Annotated in this window: 16 protein-coding genes and 1 tRNA gene; 13 read left to right on the top strand and 4 right to left on the bottom strand. The window is 68.6% G+C overall.

Going from position 1 to position 15,259, the window contains the following annotated elements; translation table 11 throughout:
* Nucleotides 1-279 precede the first annotated feature (279 nt).
* The 7 genes from VHR41_18470 (at nucleotide 280) to VHR41_18500 (ending at nucleotide 7,983) form a co-directional block, all read left to right on the top strand.
* On the top strand, nucleotides 280-1,503 hold the full coding sequence (locus tag VHR41_18470) for a glycosyltransferase (GenBank protein ID HEX3236183.1): 1,224 nt from the start codon (nucleotides 280-282) through the stop codon (nucleotides 1,501-1,503).
* Complete coding sequence (locus VHR41_18475) at nucleotides 1,500-2,357, top strand: hypothetical protein (protein HEX3236184.1); 858 nt, start codon at nucleotides 1,500-1,502, stop codon at nucleotides 2,355-2,357. Before VHR41_18470 ends, VHR41_18475 begins: the two co-directional genes overlap by 4 nt.
* Nucleotides 2,354-3,466, top strand: a complete 1,113-nt coding sequence (wecB, locus tag VHR41_18480) for a UDP-N-acetylglucosamine 2-epimerase (non-hydrolyzing) (protein HEX3236185.1) — start codon at nucleotides 2,354-2,356, stop codon at nucleotides 3,464-3,466. Before VHR41_18475 ends, wecB begins: the two co-directional genes overlap by 4 nt.
* Nucleotides 3,463-4,461, top strand: a complete 999-nt coding sequence (locus VHR41_18485; GenBank protein ID HEX3236186.1) for an NAD(P)-dependent oxidoreductase — start codon at nucleotides 3,463-3,465, stop codon at nucleotides 4,459-4,461. The genes wecB and VHR41_18485 overlap by 4 nt, the downstream gene beginning before the upstream one ends.
* 75 nt (nucleotides 4,462-4,536) lie before the next feature.
* Complete coding sequence (locus VHR41_18490) at nucleotides 4,537-5,343, top strand: class I SAM-dependent methyltransferase (GenBank protein HEX3236187.1); 807 nt, start codon at nucleotides 4,537-4,539, stop codon at nucleotides 5,341-5,343.
* A gap of 1 nt (nucleotide 5,344) precedes the next feature.
* Entirely contained in the window at nucleotides 5,345-7,303 is a 1,959-nt protein-coding gene (gene asnB, locus VHR41_18495) for an asparagine synthase (glutamine-hydrolyzing) (protein ID HEX3236188.1), read from the top strand.
* Nucleotides 7,300-7,983 carry a hypothetical protein gene (locus VHR41_18500; protein HEX3236189.1) on the top strand — a complete coding sequence of 228 codons (684 nt, stop codon included), beginning with the start codon at nucleotides 7,300-7,302 and terminating at the stop codon, nucleotides 7,981-7,983. Before asnB ends, VHR41_18500 begins: the two co-directional genes overlap by 4 nt.
* 212 nt (nucleotides 7,984-8,195) lie before the next feature.
* Here VHR41_18500 and VHR41_18505 read toward each other — a convergent pair whose 3' ends face one another.
* Together VHR41_18505 and VHR41_18510 are read right to left on the bottom strand one after the other, a co-directional pair.
* On the bottom strand, nucleotides 8,196-9,662 hold the full coding sequence (locus tag VHR41_18505; protein HEX3236190.1) for a CHAD domain-containing protein: 1,467 nt from the start codon (nucleotides 9,660-9,662) through the stop codon (nucleotides 8,196-8,198).
* The gene (locus VHR41_18510; protein ID HEX3236191.1) at nucleotides 9,659-10,174 is read right to left on the bottom strand and encodes a histidine phosphatase family protein; all 516 of its coding nucleotides are present in this window, start codon (nucleotides 10,172-10,174) and stop codon (nucleotides 9,659-9,661) included. The genes VHR41_18505 and VHR41_18510 overlap by 4 nt, the downstream gene beginning before the upstream one ends.
* A gap of 152 nt (nucleotides 10,175-10,326) precedes the next feature.
* Between VHR41_18510 and VHR41_18515 the strand changes: the two genes are divergently transcribed.
* Together VHR41_18515 and VHR41_18520 are read left to right on the top strand one after the other, a co-directional pair.
* Nucleotides 10,327-10,605 carry a hypothetical protein gene (locus tag VHR41_18515; protein HEX3236192.1) on the top strand — a complete coding sequence of 93 codons (279 nt, stop codon included), beginning with the start codon at nucleotides 10,327-10,329 and terminating at the stop codon, nucleotides 10,603-10,605.
* A 58-nt stretch (nucleotides 10,606-10,663) separates the two neighbouring features.
* Entirely contained in the window at nucleotides 10,664-11,311 is a 648-nt protein-coding gene (locus VHR41_18520) for a YceI family protein (protein HEX3236193.1), read from the top strand.
* Between the two features lie 20 nt (nucleotides 11,312-11,331).
* Here VHR41_18520 and VHR41_18525 read toward each other — a convergent pair.
* A tRNA-Ser gene (locus tag VHR41_18525) sits at nucleotides 11,332-11,418 on the bottom strand.
* Nucleotides 11,419-11,432: 14 nt separating this feature from the next.
* Nucleotides 11,433-11,843 carry a MerR family transcriptional regulator gene (locus VHR41_18530; GenBank protein HEX3236194.1) on the bottom strand — a complete coding sequence of 137 codons (411 nt, stop codon included), beginning with the start codon at nucleotides 11,841-11,843 and terminating at the stop codon, nucleotides 11,433-11,435.
* A 161-nt stretch (nucleotides 11,844-12,004) separates the two neighbouring features.
* Between VHR41_18530 and VHR41_18535 the strand changes: the two genes are divergently transcribed.
* From VHR41_18535 to VHR41_18550, 4 genes are all read left to right on the top strand, one after another.
* The gene (locus VHR41_18535; GenBank protein HEX3236195.1) at nucleotides 12,005-12,427 is read left to right on the top strand and encodes a hypothetical protein; all 423 of its coding nucleotides are present in this window, start codon (nucleotides 12,005-12,007) and stop codon (nucleotides 12,425-12,427) included.
* A gap of 240 nt (nucleotides 12,428-12,667) precedes the next feature.
* Entirely contained in the window at nucleotides 12,668-13,063 is a 396-nt protein-coding gene (locus VHR41_18540) for a response regulator (GenBank protein HEX3236196.1), read from the top strand.
* Nucleotides 13,060-14,724, top strand: coding sequence for a chemotaxis protein CheW (locus VHR41_18545; protein HEX3236197.1), 1,665 nt, complete (start codon nucleotides 13,060-13,062; stop codon nucleotides 14,722-14,724). Before VHR41_18540 ends, VHR41_18545 begins: the two co-directional genes overlap by 4 nt.
* Entirely contained in the window at nucleotides 14,714-15,232 is a 519-nt protein-coding gene (locus tag VHR41_18550) for a chemotaxis protein CheW (protein ID HEX3236198.1), read from the top strand. The genes VHR41_18545 and VHR41_18550 overlap by 11 nt, the downstream gene beginning before the upstream one ends.
* The last annotated feature ends 27 nt before the right edge of the window (nucleotides 15,233-15,259 follow it).

Consider the following 15,259-nt stretch of genomic DNA (forward strand, 5'->3'; position numbering starts at 1 on the left):
TGACCGCTCCGCCTTCGGCAGGGGGCGTGTCGAATGGCGCTCGGGGGCATCACCTGTGGTGTTGCACATTGTCGGCAGGTTCGTCGGGGAGCGGGAGCGGCGCAGGCCAAACCGGGGTGCCGGACAGGGGCTAAAGTGGCACAAATGTTGATCTTTCGTGGCCGACCCTCTAGGCTTCCACGCAGCGAGTTCGGTGGGAATCACGCTATGATCACTGGGGAGCTGGAGGTCACAGCGGCCGATAAGCCCTCGCGTGCTGACAGGGGCCCAGGAGCTGCGTTGCGTATCATCTGCCCGACCTATTGGTATCCGCAGCACGCGACGGACACGCAGGCCACGTACGTCCACGACATCAACCGGCACCTGGCTCGGCGGGGGCATTCGGTCACGGTGGTGACCCCCGGCAACCAGTCGCTGCCCGCCTCCGAGAGCTTCGACGGGGTGAAGGTCATCCGGTTTCCCATGGAGCTCCCGGCCGATCTCACCTACGGCCGGGTGGCCCAGACCCGGGTGAACTACCTCGGCAAGATCGCCCGCGTCGTGGTGATGAGTCACTATCTCCAGGAGCAGTACCGCGCCACCATGGCGGCCGCCCGGGAGCACCAGGCCGACGTCATCCATGCGCATTGGGCGATTCCCACCGGGCCGGCGGCCGTCCGGGTGGCGCAACGGCTCCGGATTCCCTCGGTGATCACCATGCACGGAGGGGATGTCTACGTGAACCCCGAGCAGGGGTACGATTTCCCCACCCGCTGGTACGTCCGCCCCGCGTTGCGCTGGACCCTCCGGAAGGCGGACGCGCTCACCGCGATCACCGAGGACTGCCGGCAGCATGCGCTCCGCGCCGGCGCGCCGGCAAGCTCGATCCGGCTGGTCTTCAACGGCACCGACCTGGGCCGCTTCAGCCCCGTCGAGCATGGGAACGGCGCGGCCGACCCGCGCTTCGGCGCTCACATGGTCTTCGCCTGCCGGCAGCTCTTTCCCCGGAAGGGCATCCGGTTTCTCATCGAGGCCGCGGCCCAGCTCAAGCCGCGGTTCCCCGATCTCAAGGTCGTCGTGGCCGGCGATGGTTTCGAGCGGCCGGAGCTGGTACGGCTGGCGGCCGAGCTGGGGATCGCGGCCGACGTGACCTTCCTCGGCTGGGTCCCCAACACCGAGCTGCCCAGCTACTACCGGGCCGCGGCGCTGTCGGTGATACCTTCGCTGGAGGAGGGTTTCGGTATTCCGGCGGCGGAGGCGATGGGCTGCGAGACGCCGGTCGTCGCCAGTGATGCCGGCGGCCTGCCCGAGGTGGTCGAGGACGGGGTCACCGGCCTGGTGGTCCCCCGCGGCAACAGCGCCGCGCTCGCCGCGGCCATCGGCTCGCTGCTGGCCGATCCGGAGCGCCGCATGCGAATGGGGCAGGCGGGACGGGAGCGCGCGTTGCGGTTGTTCGACTGGGATCGCACCGCGGCGCAGTTCGAGGAGATCTATCGTGAAGTGGGAGCCGGGGCACGCCGGTGAGCGATCGCCTCTTCGTGTTTCGCTGGGACGTGGACCACCGGGTCTGCGTGACTGATGGATTGCCTCGGATCCGCGCGGTGTGCCGCGACTTCGGTGTGTCCAACACCTTCTTCGTCAACATGGGCCGGTCCACCAACCTCAGGGAATGGCTGGGGACGGGGATCACGCGCTCCAAGGCCAAACTGGCCGACCGCGAGGCGGTGCACCTCATAAAGAAGACAGGATGGCCTCGATTCCTGGTCGAGACCGCCCTGAGCCGTCCGGTCGGCCTCAGCTTCGTGCCCGTGCTCCACGCCACCCAGGCGGAGGGTCACGAGCTCGGACTGCACGGCGGGATGGACCATGTGATCTGGAGCCGCCGATTCGGCGAGCTGCCGGACCGTGTGCTCCAGTCCGACGTGGAGGAGTCGTACGAACACTTCCTGCGCCACTTCGGACGCCCGGCCGGCTTCTCCTCGCCCGGCTTCTATTCCGATGAGCGGGTGATGCTGCTGCTCGACCGCCTGGGCTTTCTCTATAACGGTGACGGCATCGGGGGCGCGCCGCATCGGGCGGAGGCGGGCGGTCGTCCGTTGCGCCACTGGACCATCCCGGTGACGCTCTCGGGCCCTCGTACCATCCCCTTCCTGGAGTATCACGGCGCCAAGGGAACGCCGGAAGCCGTGGTGCTGCGCCAATTGAGCGAGCACCTGGACGCCAACGAGCTGGTCATCCTCTACGGGCACCCCTGCTATGAGGGCGTGCGTGAGGCGATCCTGCGCAAGGTCTTCGCCACGGTGATCGAGCGAGGCTTCCGTTTCGTGACCATGCAGGCGCTGGCCAAGCGATTGCAGGTCGCCGTCCCCACCCGATGATCCGGGTCTTGAGCGTCTTCGGCACCAGGCCGGAGGCCATCAAGATGGCGCCGGTGGTGCGCGCGCTCCAGGCGGCCCCCGGCCGGTTCGAGAGCCTGGTCTGCGTGTCGGCCCAGCACCGCGAGATGTTGGATCAGGTGCTCAGCGTCTTCGGTCTCCAGGCCGATCACGACCTCGATCTGATGACGCGCGGCCAGACGCCGGCCGAGATCACCGCACGGGTGCTCGAGGGCCTTCCGCGGCTGCTCCGCCGGGTTCGCCCCGACATTCTGCTGGTCCAGGGCGACACCATGACCAGCTTCGCCGGGGCGTTCGCGGCGTATCTCGAGCGGATCCCTTCCGGGCACGTGGAGGCGGGGCTCCGCACGGGCGACCGCTGGCAGCCGTTTCCCGAAGAGATGAACCGGGTGCTCACCACCCGTCTCGCGAGCATCCACTTTGCCCCCACGGCCCAGGCCCATGACCAGCTGCTCGCGGAGGGCGTGCCGGCGGATGACGTGCACCTCACGGGCAACACGGTCATCGACGCGCTGCTGCAGACGGTCCGGCCGGACTACCGCTTTCGGACGCCGGCGCTCGAGGGGCTGGATTCCGGGCGGCGGCTGGTGCTGATCACGACGCACCGGCGCGAGAGCTTCGGCGCGCCGCTCCGCTCCACCTGTGCGGCCGTCCGGGAGCTGGCCTGCCGCTTTCCCGACCTGCAGTTCGTGCTTCCGGTCCATCCCAATCCCGAGGTCAAAGGGACGGTGGAGGAGCTGCTCCGCGAGGTGCCCGGAATGCATCTGATCGATCCGGTAGACTACGTGGAGTTCGTTCACCTGATGGCGCGGTCCCACCTGATCCTGACCGACAGTGGTGGCGTCCAGGAGGAAGCCCCCACGCTCGGAAAGCCCGTCCTGGTGCTTCGGGAGGTGACCGAGCGTCCCGAGGGGGTGGCGGCCGGAACGGCCGTGGTGGTGGGCACCGACCAGACGCGCATCGTCGCGGTGGCGAGCGAGCTCCTGACCTCGGCGGCCGCCTACGACCGGATGGCCAACGCGGTGAATCCCTACGGGGACGGCCACGCCAGCGAGCGGATTACCCAAGCACTCGCGGACCGGTTCGGATGAGGTTGTTGGTCACCGGGGGCACCGGATTCATCGGGTCCCATCTGGCGGAGGAAGGGCGGCGACGCGGGGCTGAGGTGGCGGTGCTCGGTCTGACCGACCGCCCGGAAGAGCGCGCCAACGCCGACCGCCTTGCGAAGCAGGGCGTCGAGGTGATCCCGGGAAGCATCACCGACGCCGAGCTCTGCGGCCGTGCGGTCCGCGGGGCCACCCACATCTTCCATCTCGCCGTCGCGATGCGGGAAGGCGGCAAGACGGACGAGTTCTTCGAGGCGGTGAATCTCGAGGGAACCCGCCGGCTGCTGGGGGCCGCGGCGGAAGGGCGGGTAGAGCGGTTCGTGTACTGCAGCACGATCGGGATCTACGGGCATCGGGTGCCGGGCGTCACTCGGGAAGACTCGCCGCTCGCCCCGGGCAACGTGTACGAGCGGACCAAGGTGGCCGCCGAGCGGATGGTGCGCGAGCTGGCGCCGCCACGCGGTCTGCCGTTCGTGATCCTTCGGCCCGCCGATGTCTACGGCCCGCGGGACCACCGGCTGCTCAAGCTCTTCGGGGGTGTGAGCCGGGGCAGGTTCCCGCTCTTCGGCTCGGGCGACGGACGCCGTCACATGATCTACGTGGACGATGTCGTGTCGGCTTTCTTCCTGGCGTGCGAGCGGCCTGAGGCGCTGGGCGAGGCGCTCATTCTGGCCGGGCCGCACCCCTGCACCCTGCGGGAGCTGATCGAGCTGGTGCGCCGGGAGACCGGCGTTGCGCGGTTCGGCATCCGGCTGCCCCTCGCCCCGATGCTGGCATTGTCGGCCGCGGTCGAGGATGCCTGCCGGCTGCTTCACCTGGATCCCCCGATCTACCGGCGGCGCATGGATTTCTTCCGCTCCGACTCGGAGTTCGACACCTCGCGCGCGCGACGAGTGCTTGGCTGGGCGCCGAAGGTGGAGCTGCCGGACGGGGTGCGGAGAACCTTGGAGGACTACAGGCGATCGGGGGCGTTGGGGTAGGAGCGCGGTTCGGGAGGCGGGGCGGGGTCCGCCATGGTGGCATGCTATCATTCGAGATCAACCAAGAGGTCGCGCGTGGCTGAGCCTTGGCAGTTGCAACTGTACCGCCGGTCCCTCAAGAAGAAGCTCACGGTCGAGGCCCTGCTGCGGCACCTGCCGCCGGTGCAGGGGCGGCTCTGCCTGGAGCTCGGCTGCGGGACGGGGCTCACCTCGCATTTCCTCCGGGAGCGCGGCGGCACCTGGGTCAGCTGCGACTTCGAGCGGGACCATGCCCGCTCCGCCCGCCAGTTGGTGGGAGACCGCGTGCTCCAGATCACCGAGCGCGAGCTCCCCTTTCGGAGCGGGGCGTTCGATCTGGTCGCGGCGATCAACTTCCTGGAGCACATCGAGGATGACGAGACCTTCTTCGCCGAGATGGTACGGGTGCTGAAGCCGGGCGGGGATTTCCTCTTCATGGCACCCAAGGGAGAGACCGGCCGCCCCGGATTCGCCCTCAAGCGCATGCTGGGCTTCACCGCCGATCGGGAGGGATTCGGGCATGCGCGGGACGGCTATCCGCCCGCGGCGGCCGGGGCCCTGATGCAGCGCCACGGGCTCGTGGTCCAGGGCCAGGACGACTACTGCCGCCTCTTTACCGAGTCGCTGGAGGACCTGCTCAACTACGCCTACCACCGGAAATCGGCCAAAGGCAAGCAGAGCGAGGAGCAGGATTTCCACGGCGACACCGCGCCGATGTCGGCGGAGGCGCTGAATCGGGTGGGCACGGCCTATAAAGTTTATTCGGCGGTGTACCCGGCCCTCCGTGCGTGGACCCTGCTGGACAACCTGATCCCCTTCTCCCCGGGCTACATGATGGTAGCCTGGGGCAAGCGGGCCGCCTGATATGTGCGGCATCGCCGGCAAACTCGGCCCGGACCCCATCGTCGAGGCGGAGATCATCCGGATGTGCGACGCGATCGCACATCGGGGGCCCGACGACTGGGGCGCTTTCGTCGAGGGCGGCGTGGGGCTGGGGATGCGCCGGCTCAGCATCATCGATATCGCCGGCGGGCACCAGCCGCTGACCAACGAGGATGGCAGCGTGGTGGTGGTCTTCAACGGAGAGATCTACAACCACGAGAGCCTGCACCAGGAGCTCGCGGCACGGGGTCACCAGTTCCGCAGCCGAGCCGACACCGAAGTGCTGGTGCATCTCTACGAGGAGGAAGGCGAGCGCATGCTGCAGCGGCTTCGCGGCATGTTCGCCTTCGCGATCTGGGACCGCCGCCGGCGCCGACTGCTGCTCGCCCGGGACCACTTCGGCCAGAAACCGCTGTTCTACACCGAAGACGGCGGACGGATCACCTTCGCCTCGGAGATCAAGGCGCTCCTGGCCGATGATCCCGGGCTCGCGGCGCTGGACCCGTTCGCGCTGGACCAGTATCTCACGCTGCGCTTCGTGCAGCCGCCGGACACGTTCTTTCAGCGCGTCCGGTCGCTCCCGCCGGCGCATTTCCTGGTCTGGGAGAACGGCGTCTCACGCATCGAGCGCTACTGGGACCTGCCGTACGGCTCCAAGTGGACCTATTCCGAGGCGGAGATCCTCGAGCGGATCGACGGACTGCTGGCGGAGACGGTGCGGCTCCACCTCACCAGCGACGTGCCGGTCGGGGCCTTCCTCAGCGGCGGGCTGGACTCGACGCTGATCGCCTCGTACGCGGCCAAGGTCCTGGGGCCCGAGCTCCGCACCTTCTCGATGGGCATCCCCTACCGGGACCTGAACGAGCTCCCGGCCGCCGCGGCCGTGGCGGCGCGTTACGAGACGAGGCATTTCGCCCAGGAAGTCACCCCCAGCGTCGTGGACGATCTCCCACGCCTCATCTCCGCCCTCGACGAGCCGGCCGATCCGCTGTCGATCTGCCTGCTGCATCTGGCACAGATGACCGCGCGGGAGGTGAAAGTTGTCCTGGGCGGTGATGGCGGCGACGAGCTCTTCGGCGGATACGACCGGTACGCGGCCGGCCGCTGGCTGGACGCCTACGGCGCCGTGCCCGAGGTGGTGCGGGATCTGGTGGCCGATCAAGTCCTCCGCCGGCTGCCCGACCAGTTCACCTTCAAGAGCCTGACCCACAAGCTGCGCTGGGTGGACCAGATGGCGAGGAAGACCGGAGGCGACCGGTACTCCGAGAGCCTGCAGTTCTTCTGGTTCAACCAGGCGCACCGGGCCGAGCTGTACACGCCCGAGTACCGGGCGACCTTGGGGAGCCGGCGCCCGGACGCCTGCCTGCTGGACCTGTACGCCACGACGCAGGCCGACGCGCCGCTGGACCGCATGCTGTACGTGGACACCATGTCGCGGCTGCCGGGCCAGTCGCTCATGATCCTCGACCGCGCGACGATGGCGTACAGCCTGGAGTCCCGGTCGCCGTTCCTCGATCCCCGGATGACGGAGTTCATGGCCCGGGTCCCGACCGAGCTCAAGGTCCGGGGCAACCGGCTTCGTTATCTGGAGCGACGACTGGCGGAACGCTATCTGCCGGCCGCGGTGCTGCGGCGGAAGAAGCAGGGATTCGCGTCGCCGCTCATGTACATCATGGAGGAAGAGGTGCGCACCCTCGCCCCGCGGCTCCTCTTCCGGAGCGAGCTGGTGCGGGACGGCTATCTCCAGGCGTCGCGCGTCCAGCAGCTGGTGGATGAGCACCTGAATCGCCGGCGGGATCACGGCAACCGGATCTGGCTGCTGCTGAGCGCCGAGGTGTGGTACCGCCGGTACATCGGCGGCCGGTCCGCGGCGGATCTCGAGGCGGAGCTGTCCGACCGCCGCCCGGAGCCCGGAGGCGCGCTGGCCAGGAGCGCGGGATGAGCTCCCGGCTCGCGCCGGTTCGCCCGACCGCTGCGTCCGGTCCGGACACGGCTGCGACGCTGCTGCTGTCGTCCTACCCCTGGGAGGCGGATCGCGCCGAGCTGCCGCTCGGCACGGCCGTCCAGCGGTTCCGCGACGTGAACGGGTACGTGGGGCTGCCGATTCCCGCCAAGCCGGCGTTTCTCAAGGTCTTTCGGCGGCTGATCAACGGGTCCCGGCCGCCGGAGCAGATCTACCTGGTCCACGACGCCTCGCACGTGCTCACCGGCACCACCTTCACCCATGACGAGCCGCCGCTGGTGCTGCTCGCCGGGGAAGCGGTGGAGCAGGGCCTCTACTTCGCTTCTCGCGGCGTGCCCCGGTGGGTGGGCTGGGTCCTGTTCTACGGGGGCGCGTTCCTCGAATGCGCGCGGAGAATCGCGTCTTTCCGGCAGGTCTTTCGCGGGATCCGGCTGGGCCTCTTCAACCGCGCCTATCGCTATGCTGAGCGCACCCGCCTCACCGATCTCTTCACCATGCCGGTCGACCAGCTCTGGGAGTTGCCGGTTGAAGAGGCGCGCCGGCGGCTCGGCATGCCCATCGAGGGGGCCGCGGCGGAGCTCTACCGGGAGATTCCCATTCCGTCGGCGATGGCTGAGGCGCTCAGGCGGGAGTGGCGAGCCCTCGGGACGGAGAAATAGAGAACCTCAGGGAGGCAGGTCGCCGAGCCGGTCATCCTGTCCTCCCCAGGACGGCTCACCCGGCGCTGGTACAGCCCGCGCTCCAGAACGAACTCCCTCAAGGTACACGCCGGCACCCACGCGCCTGGCGTCAGGTCGGGGTAGAGCGCGGCGAACCTCGGCCGAAGCCGGCCCTCTCGAAACGGCAGCGACATATCCCTCGATCAAGCTCGCTATCTAGCGAGCGTGTAGTTCTGGTACTCCGGCTCTCCTGTCACTTCGCGCACCAGGTACGGCTTGAGCCAGTCGGGCGGCGTCACCACCGTGCTCTCGGAAGGGAGCTCGATCTCCGCCAGCACCAGATCCCGGTCGCAGAACTCGTCGATCTCCCAGGCCACGCCGCCCTGCTCCACCCGCCGCCGTTTCTTCATCAGCCGATGCCCGACCGTGAACGGCCACAACCCGTCGAACAGCTCGCGCGACGTCTCCTCCTCGATCTCGATGCGCCGCACGCCAGTTCCCGCCTTCACGGTGCGATACCAGCGCTCGCCATCGGCCGAGGTGACGTGGCGCAGGCGTTCGGTGAGCCGGTCGCCCGGCAGGTAGCCCTGCGCCATCTCGTCGGAGGGCAGATCCAGCGCTGTGGCGGGGAGCCCGCTGAGCAGGTACTTCCGCTCGATCTCGGTGTGCTCGTCTCCCGTGCTCGCCAACCGATGGGCGAATGCCGTCAATCGCTCGAAGAAGCCGTCCGCGCCGTCGGCCAGCCAGCCCGACTCCTGCAGCCGTGCGAAGGCCTGGTCGCTGCGGTCGCGCAGACGGGTGGTGATCTCCAGCATTCCCGATCGGGGATCGCGGCGGCGCAGCCGCCGGAGCGCCTGCGGCGTCGACGCGCCCGCGAGCACCGCCTCGGAAAGCCGGCGAGCGTCCTCCGCGGCGGCGTCCCCGATGGCGCTGCCGATCTCCTGAGAGAAGACGTGCGCGTCGTGTAGCTCGCCCAGGGTGTCCTGCAGCGCCTTGAGCCGAGCCAGCAGCTCCTCGCCATCGGCGAACAGGCCCACTACCGGCTCCAGCAGATAGCGCAACCGCTTGGCCTGAATCCGTGCCTGATGGGCCTCCGTCTGATCGGCGAGCGACTTCACCTGCCCGAGCCGGCGCTTCACCTCCTCGGCGTGCTCCAGCAGGAGTCCGGTGGTCACGGCGGCGTAGGTCGGCTCCCGATCGAGTCCGCCGATACCGACCGTGACGGTATACTTGGTCAGCCGTTGCTCCAGGCGCTGCCTGATCGCGGGAAAACGGCGCGCGACCTGGTCGGACAACCCGGCGTCGGCCGCACGCTTGGCGGTGCGGAGCCGGCGCATGAGCCAGGCGAGGCCGACGCGTTGCATATAGCGGAGGGTGGGTTTCTGCTGCGCCAGCCAGGCGAGGTGCACCTGGAGATCCCGGCTGGCACCGGAGGCCTGCGCCAGCCGCTTGAGCCGGCGACGCAATTTCCGGCCGACGCTGTCCTCGACGCAGGGGCGGTAGGCCCGCAGCACGCTCCGCACCCGGCGGAGGCCGACCCGGAAATCATGCAGCGCCTCGGTATCACCTGGCTGGTTGAGCCGATCGCGTGCTTGCCCCGCTTCGGCCAGCAGCCCGAGGGCCAACTGGCGGGCCACCTCCGAGGCGGGGTGCTGCAGCGCGCTCGCCGGCAGATTCATGGGCTACCTCCCAGCGCGCGGAGGTGCGCAGGTGAGAGGGACCAGATCAGCTTGGCTCGCCCGGGGCGCACCGTCCCTTCGAACAGCAGGAGGCACGCGCCGCCCTTTTTGAGGAGCACGAACTGGCCGCGCCGCCCGCTCAGCAGCACGCTGATGAGCGAAACCAGATGCATCTCGTGTCCCACCGCGGCCACGACCTCCTCGCGCCGATGACGCTGCAGCCAGTGAACGAACTCGAGCGGGTCGGGGGCATGGTCGAGGGCGGGGACGCTGATCAGCGGCGGATCGTCATAGGCCTCGGTAAGGATCTCTGCCGTCTGGACCGTGCGCGTGAGCGGGCTGGTGCCCACGACATCGACTGATGGAAGGATACGGCAGAGGCCCCTGGCTCCCAGGCGCATCTGGGTGCGCCCGTATCGGGTGAGCGGTCTCAGCGCATCCTTCTTCCCGGTCCGGGCGAAGGTCTTCCGGTCTTCCGCGATGGCATGTCGCACGATGAGCAGGCGCATCATGGCTGTCTCGAGTCCTCGATCTGGTCGTCTGGTCCCACCGGTAAAATACTTGAGGATCGCTCGGGCGGAGCCGGAGATTGTGACAGGCGCGGCTCTTGACGCCTGGCACTGAGGCCCCCTTCTTCTCGAAAGACTTCTCCCTGGAGCTGGCAATGATGAGCATTCGCGAGGCTCGACTCCGGCCCGAGGGCGCCGATCGGTATCCAGGCGTGCCCGTCGGCGAATGGGTCCCGGCATTCCGCATCGCGGCAGAGGCTCAGGCGCTGGCGGGAGGCGCGATGGCGCAGTCGAGGCAGCGTCTCCTGGCCGATGATGTGTTCGAGTTTCGGGGTGGCGCCCCGGAGATGGCCCTTCGCCGGCGCGCCCGGACCCGGTGGGTGGATTACCCTGCGCCGGTGGCCGCCTCGCGCCGAGCCATTCCCTCGTACTGAGCACGGCGCCGGCCTCCCCTCAATCCACAGATTACTTCGGTCCTCGTCGGAAGAGCATATGGGGTACATCCAGCTCCTGGTGTGCGTGGCACTCCTGGTCGTGCGGCCTGCACTGGCTCAGGGCCAACAGGTGCCGGAGGGCGACTCGGTGGTGTACCGCCTCGATCCCGGCAGTCGCCTCGAGGTCAAGACCGGGAAGGCGGGGCTGTTCGGCTTTGCGGGGCACAGCCATGTGATTCGGGCTCGCGCGTTCGCCGGAGACGTGGTGTACTACCCCAAGTCACCTGCCAGCTCTCACCTGCGGATCATCGTCCAGACCGACAGTCTAGTGGTGCTCACCCCTCCGGACACCGCCGAAATTCGCAAGGTGACCGCCGCCATGCGCAGCGAGGTGCTGCACCCCGACCAGTATCCGGAGATCCGGCTGGTGTCGAAAGAAGTGACTCCTACGGCGAATGGCTTTCATCTGGTGGGAGCGCTCACCCTGGTCGGCCAGACCCATGACGTGCCGGTCGATCTCGTGGTCAAGCCGGGGGCCGACACCCTGCGTGCGAAAGGCAGCTTCTCGATCAAGCAGACGGATTTCGGGATCAAGCCGTACAGCGGGGGGCCGGCTGGGAGCGTCAAGGTAGCGGACAAGGTGACGTTTACCATCGACGCCGTGGCGGTCCGGGGTGCCGCGCAGCCGGCGGGGTCCAAACCGTGAGGTTTTGGGGTGCGATGCAGCGGCGTGGGTGAGATTCGAACTCACGAAGGACTTTCGCCCTTGGCGGTTTTCAAGACCGCTGCCTTCAACCACTCGGCCACCACGCCCAGGCAGGGACAAGCTATTTCCGGACAGCCGCCTCCGGCAAGCTCAGCCGCCCGGTGACGATCTCACAGTCCTCCAGCCGCAGGCACCCGCAGCGAAGGCCGGCTTCCAAGAGCCGCTTCATCGCCTCGGCGCGGGAGATCACCTCGTCCAGCTCGCGCAGCTTCTGGCGGGTGAGTATCGCCCAGCGCTCGGAAGGTCGAGCCTCGAGCTGCATCCCATGCAGCAGCGTCCGCATCTCGGCCACGGTGAAGCCAGCCTCGCGCGCGAAGCGCAGCAACGCGAGCAGCTGAATCACTCCCGGGTCGTACCGCCGGCGGCCGCCGACGCGTTTCGGACTCGGCAGGACGCCCACGCTCTCGTAGTAGCGGAGCGTCGAGGCCGGGATTCCGGTCCGCTCCACCACCTCGCCAATTCGCAGGTCCACCACCCGACCTCCTCTTGACTTCGAGTGCACTCGAAGTCGTAACCTATCGACTGAGCAGCGACGGCCACAGGCCGGCACCCTCACCGCGGAAGGCCACCATGTCCCATTCATCCGGCTCAGTGTTCGATCCGGGTCCGCCAGATGTGCCCCTGGCGTGCGACTTGACGGCCATACCTCTCGCGCAGAGAGTCAAGCACGCCGCCGCCACCGCACGGCTGCTGCACGTACTGGCCGACGAGATCCTCCCGCTGCCGGACGGGTACAGGTTCCGGTTTGCCCCGGAGCACATCGGCGCGGTTGCGGCTTTCGTGAGCCGGGAGCGGCTATGCTGCCCGTTCCTTCGGTTCACCATCGAGTTGAGCCCCGGCCACGGTCCCCTCTGGCTGACCCTGACGGGCCGGGAGGGTGTCCGGAAGTTTCTCGCCGCCGAGCTGTGGATCGGTGGCGACCAAGGCGGGAGCGCTGGCGTGTTACCCATCATCGGCTTGGCGGCCTGCCTGGTGCCCTGCGTCTGGATCGCCGCGTTCTTCGGCCGTAAGTGGAGATGCCGGAAGCCTGCTAGCTCCGTGGCTGACGAGAGGTAACGCGCCAGGGATTCGCGGCGCTGATGGCGGTCCGGCCGTTCCGCTTGCAAATCCCGCCAAACCTTGGAGATGACCGCACCCACGCCGCTCTCCTAATGTCGTTGTTACGTGCAAGGCTTTGACATAGCGCCACTTACTGCACCGTCCCCCGGCAGGTCTGCCTCTTGCACTACCCGTCTCGCCCTCACCGGCACCTCGTTTTCAACGCGTTAGCTCACCGACTCACCGCCCGGGTGGTGCATGCCGGATTCCTTTCTCGTCATCGACGACTCGAAGTTGGTCCAGCAGATGTACCAGCTGATCTTCTCGCGCGGCCGGCTGGCGGGCAGCACGGTGCACTATGCGGATAACGGCCGGGAAGGCCTCAGCCTGCTTGCGGCACATCCGGAGCTCACGCTGGTCCTGCTGGACCTCAACATGCCGGAGATGAACGGGCTGGAACTGCTCGCCCGCCGCCATGCGGAGGACATTCACCCGCACATCCCGATCGCGCTGGTCACCACCGAGGACAGCAAGGACGACGAGGTTCGCGGACGCGACGCCGGTGCCTGGGACTATCTGCGGAAGCCGTTTCAGCCGGCTGACGTCGAGCGGCTGGTGGAGCTCGCCCGTGCCCGGACGCCCACCCGGCCGTGAGCCTGGACGAGGCCCCGTTCGGGGAGCTGCTCAGCGAGTACATCGTCGAGTGTCTGCCGCTGGCAGAGCAGGTGGGAGACACCTTCGTCGAGTTGGAGCGTCGCTGGCGCGCCGGCGAGTCCGGCGACGAGCTGCTGGCTTCGGTCAAGGGTGGTCTCCACACCGTCAAAGGCAACTCGGCGTTGATGGGGCTCACGCCGATGCAGGACCTCGCGCACGCGCTGGAGGACGCCTGCGCCTTCCTGGCGCGCATGCCGGCACACCAGGACGACGAGGCCGCAGCCCTGTTGGTGACTGGAAGCGGGCTCCTGGCGGATCTGATTCGCGGCGCCTCCAGCGAGACCGATCCCGACGCCGCGGCAGAATTCGTGGCCCGAGTGCGTGGCTTTCTGGCCGCGGGAGCGCACGAGCAGCCCGGGCTGAGCGCCGAGCGCCGCCGCGGCGAGCGCCGCTCGGCCGCGCGGGCCCCCGCCATTGCGGATGCGGCCGGAAACGTTGTCCGGGTGGATTTCCGCCGGCTCGACGCCCTGCTCGAGGTGCTCGGCGAGGGGCTGATCCAGCACTCAGCCCTCGCGGAGGTCTACCGGCGGCTGGTCCGGCGGGTCGGAGCCTGCGTGGAGCTGGCCGAGCTGGACCAGACGGTGGTGTCGCTGGAGAAGACCCTCAAGCGGCTGGAGGCCACCCTGATGGAGACCCGCCTCCTGCCGGTCTCCACGGTTTTCAATCGCTTCCCTCGGATGGTGCGCGACGTCGCCCACGCCGAAGGAAAGCGCGCCCGGCTGCTGCTCGGCGGGGGCGAGACCAGGCTCGACAAGGCGGTACTCGACCGCTTGAGCGAGCCGCTGCTCCACCTGGTGAGTAATGCCGTAGTGCACGGGATCGAGCGGCCTGATCAGCGAACCGGAGCCGGTAAGCCGGGCGAGGGGTTGCTCCGTCTGGAGGCGGCGTCGGTCTCGGGACGGGTGGTGATCACCTTATCGGACGATGGCCGAGGGCTCGACGAGGCCGCGATCCGTGCCCGGGCCGACGAGCTGGGGCTGGACGGACGGACCAGCGATCCGGCCGACCTGCACAGCCTGATCTTCGTGCCAGGACTCTCGACCGCGGAGCAGCTCTCGACGCGTGCCGGCCGGGGGGTGGGCCTGGATGTCGTCGCCGGGTCGATCCACACGCTGGGTGGCACCATCGAAGTCGAGAGCCAGGCCGGGCGGGGCACCGCATTCCGGCTCAGCCTGCCGTTGACCCTAGCCATCGTGCGCTCGCTGATCGTCGAGGTCGACCGCGAGCGCTACGCGGTGCCGCTCACCCACGTGGCCGAGACGGTGCAGGTCGAGCCGCAGTCGATCCGGGAGATCAACCAGCGCGGGGTGACGCAATGGCGCGGCGGGCTGATCCATGTGGCCGATGGTGGTGCCGTGCTGGGGACCCATCCGCCGGCGCGGACGCCCCGGCGGTTCTACGTGGTCATGACCGCTGGCGCCAAGCGGCGGGGCCTGCTGGTGGACCGCCTGGTCGGGCATCAGGACATCGTGGTGAAGGGACTCGACCCCGCGCTCGGCCGCCCGGACGTGGTCTCCGGAACGACCATTCTGGGAGACGGGCGGGTGGCCTGCATCCTGGACGTGGTGCGCATACTCGATGGAGCCCGCCGTGCCAGTTGACGATCGATCGGTTCGGGAGCGCCTGCTGGGATTCGCGGACACGCTGGAGGTGGCCGCGGCAGCGGCGGAGCCCGCCCCCAAGCCGGAGCTTCACCTGGTGACCTTCGCGCTCGACGGCGAGGAGTTCGGCGTGCCCGTGGCGCAGGTCCGTGAGGTAACCCGGGTGAGCGATATCACCCGGGTACCCCAGGCGCCGCCGTATGTGCGGGGGGTGACCAACCTCCGGGGCCGGGTGCTCGCCGTGGTGGAAATCCGGAGCCGGCTCGGGCTCGAGCCCGCGGTCATCACTCCGTCCTCCCGCATTGTCGTTGTCGACGTGCTGGGCCGGGTGCTCGGGCTCCTGGTGGACCGGGTGTCCCAGGTGACCAAGGTGCCGGCGGAGAGCGTGGTTCCCGCACCGGACGAAGTGATCTCCGCCGAGGCGGACTACCTCAGCGGTGTGGCGCGGTGGAACTCCCGGCTGATCATTCTGCTCGATCTCGACAAGGTGCTGCTGCTCAACGCCTAGGTCCCTGAACCCGGCCCTCCGGGTCTC

Source organism: Gemmatimonadales bacterium, assembly GCA_036265815.1.
Taxonomy (GTDB): Bacteria; Gemmatimonadota; Gemmatimonadetes; order Gemmatimonadales; family GWC2-71-9; genus CAVVWJ01.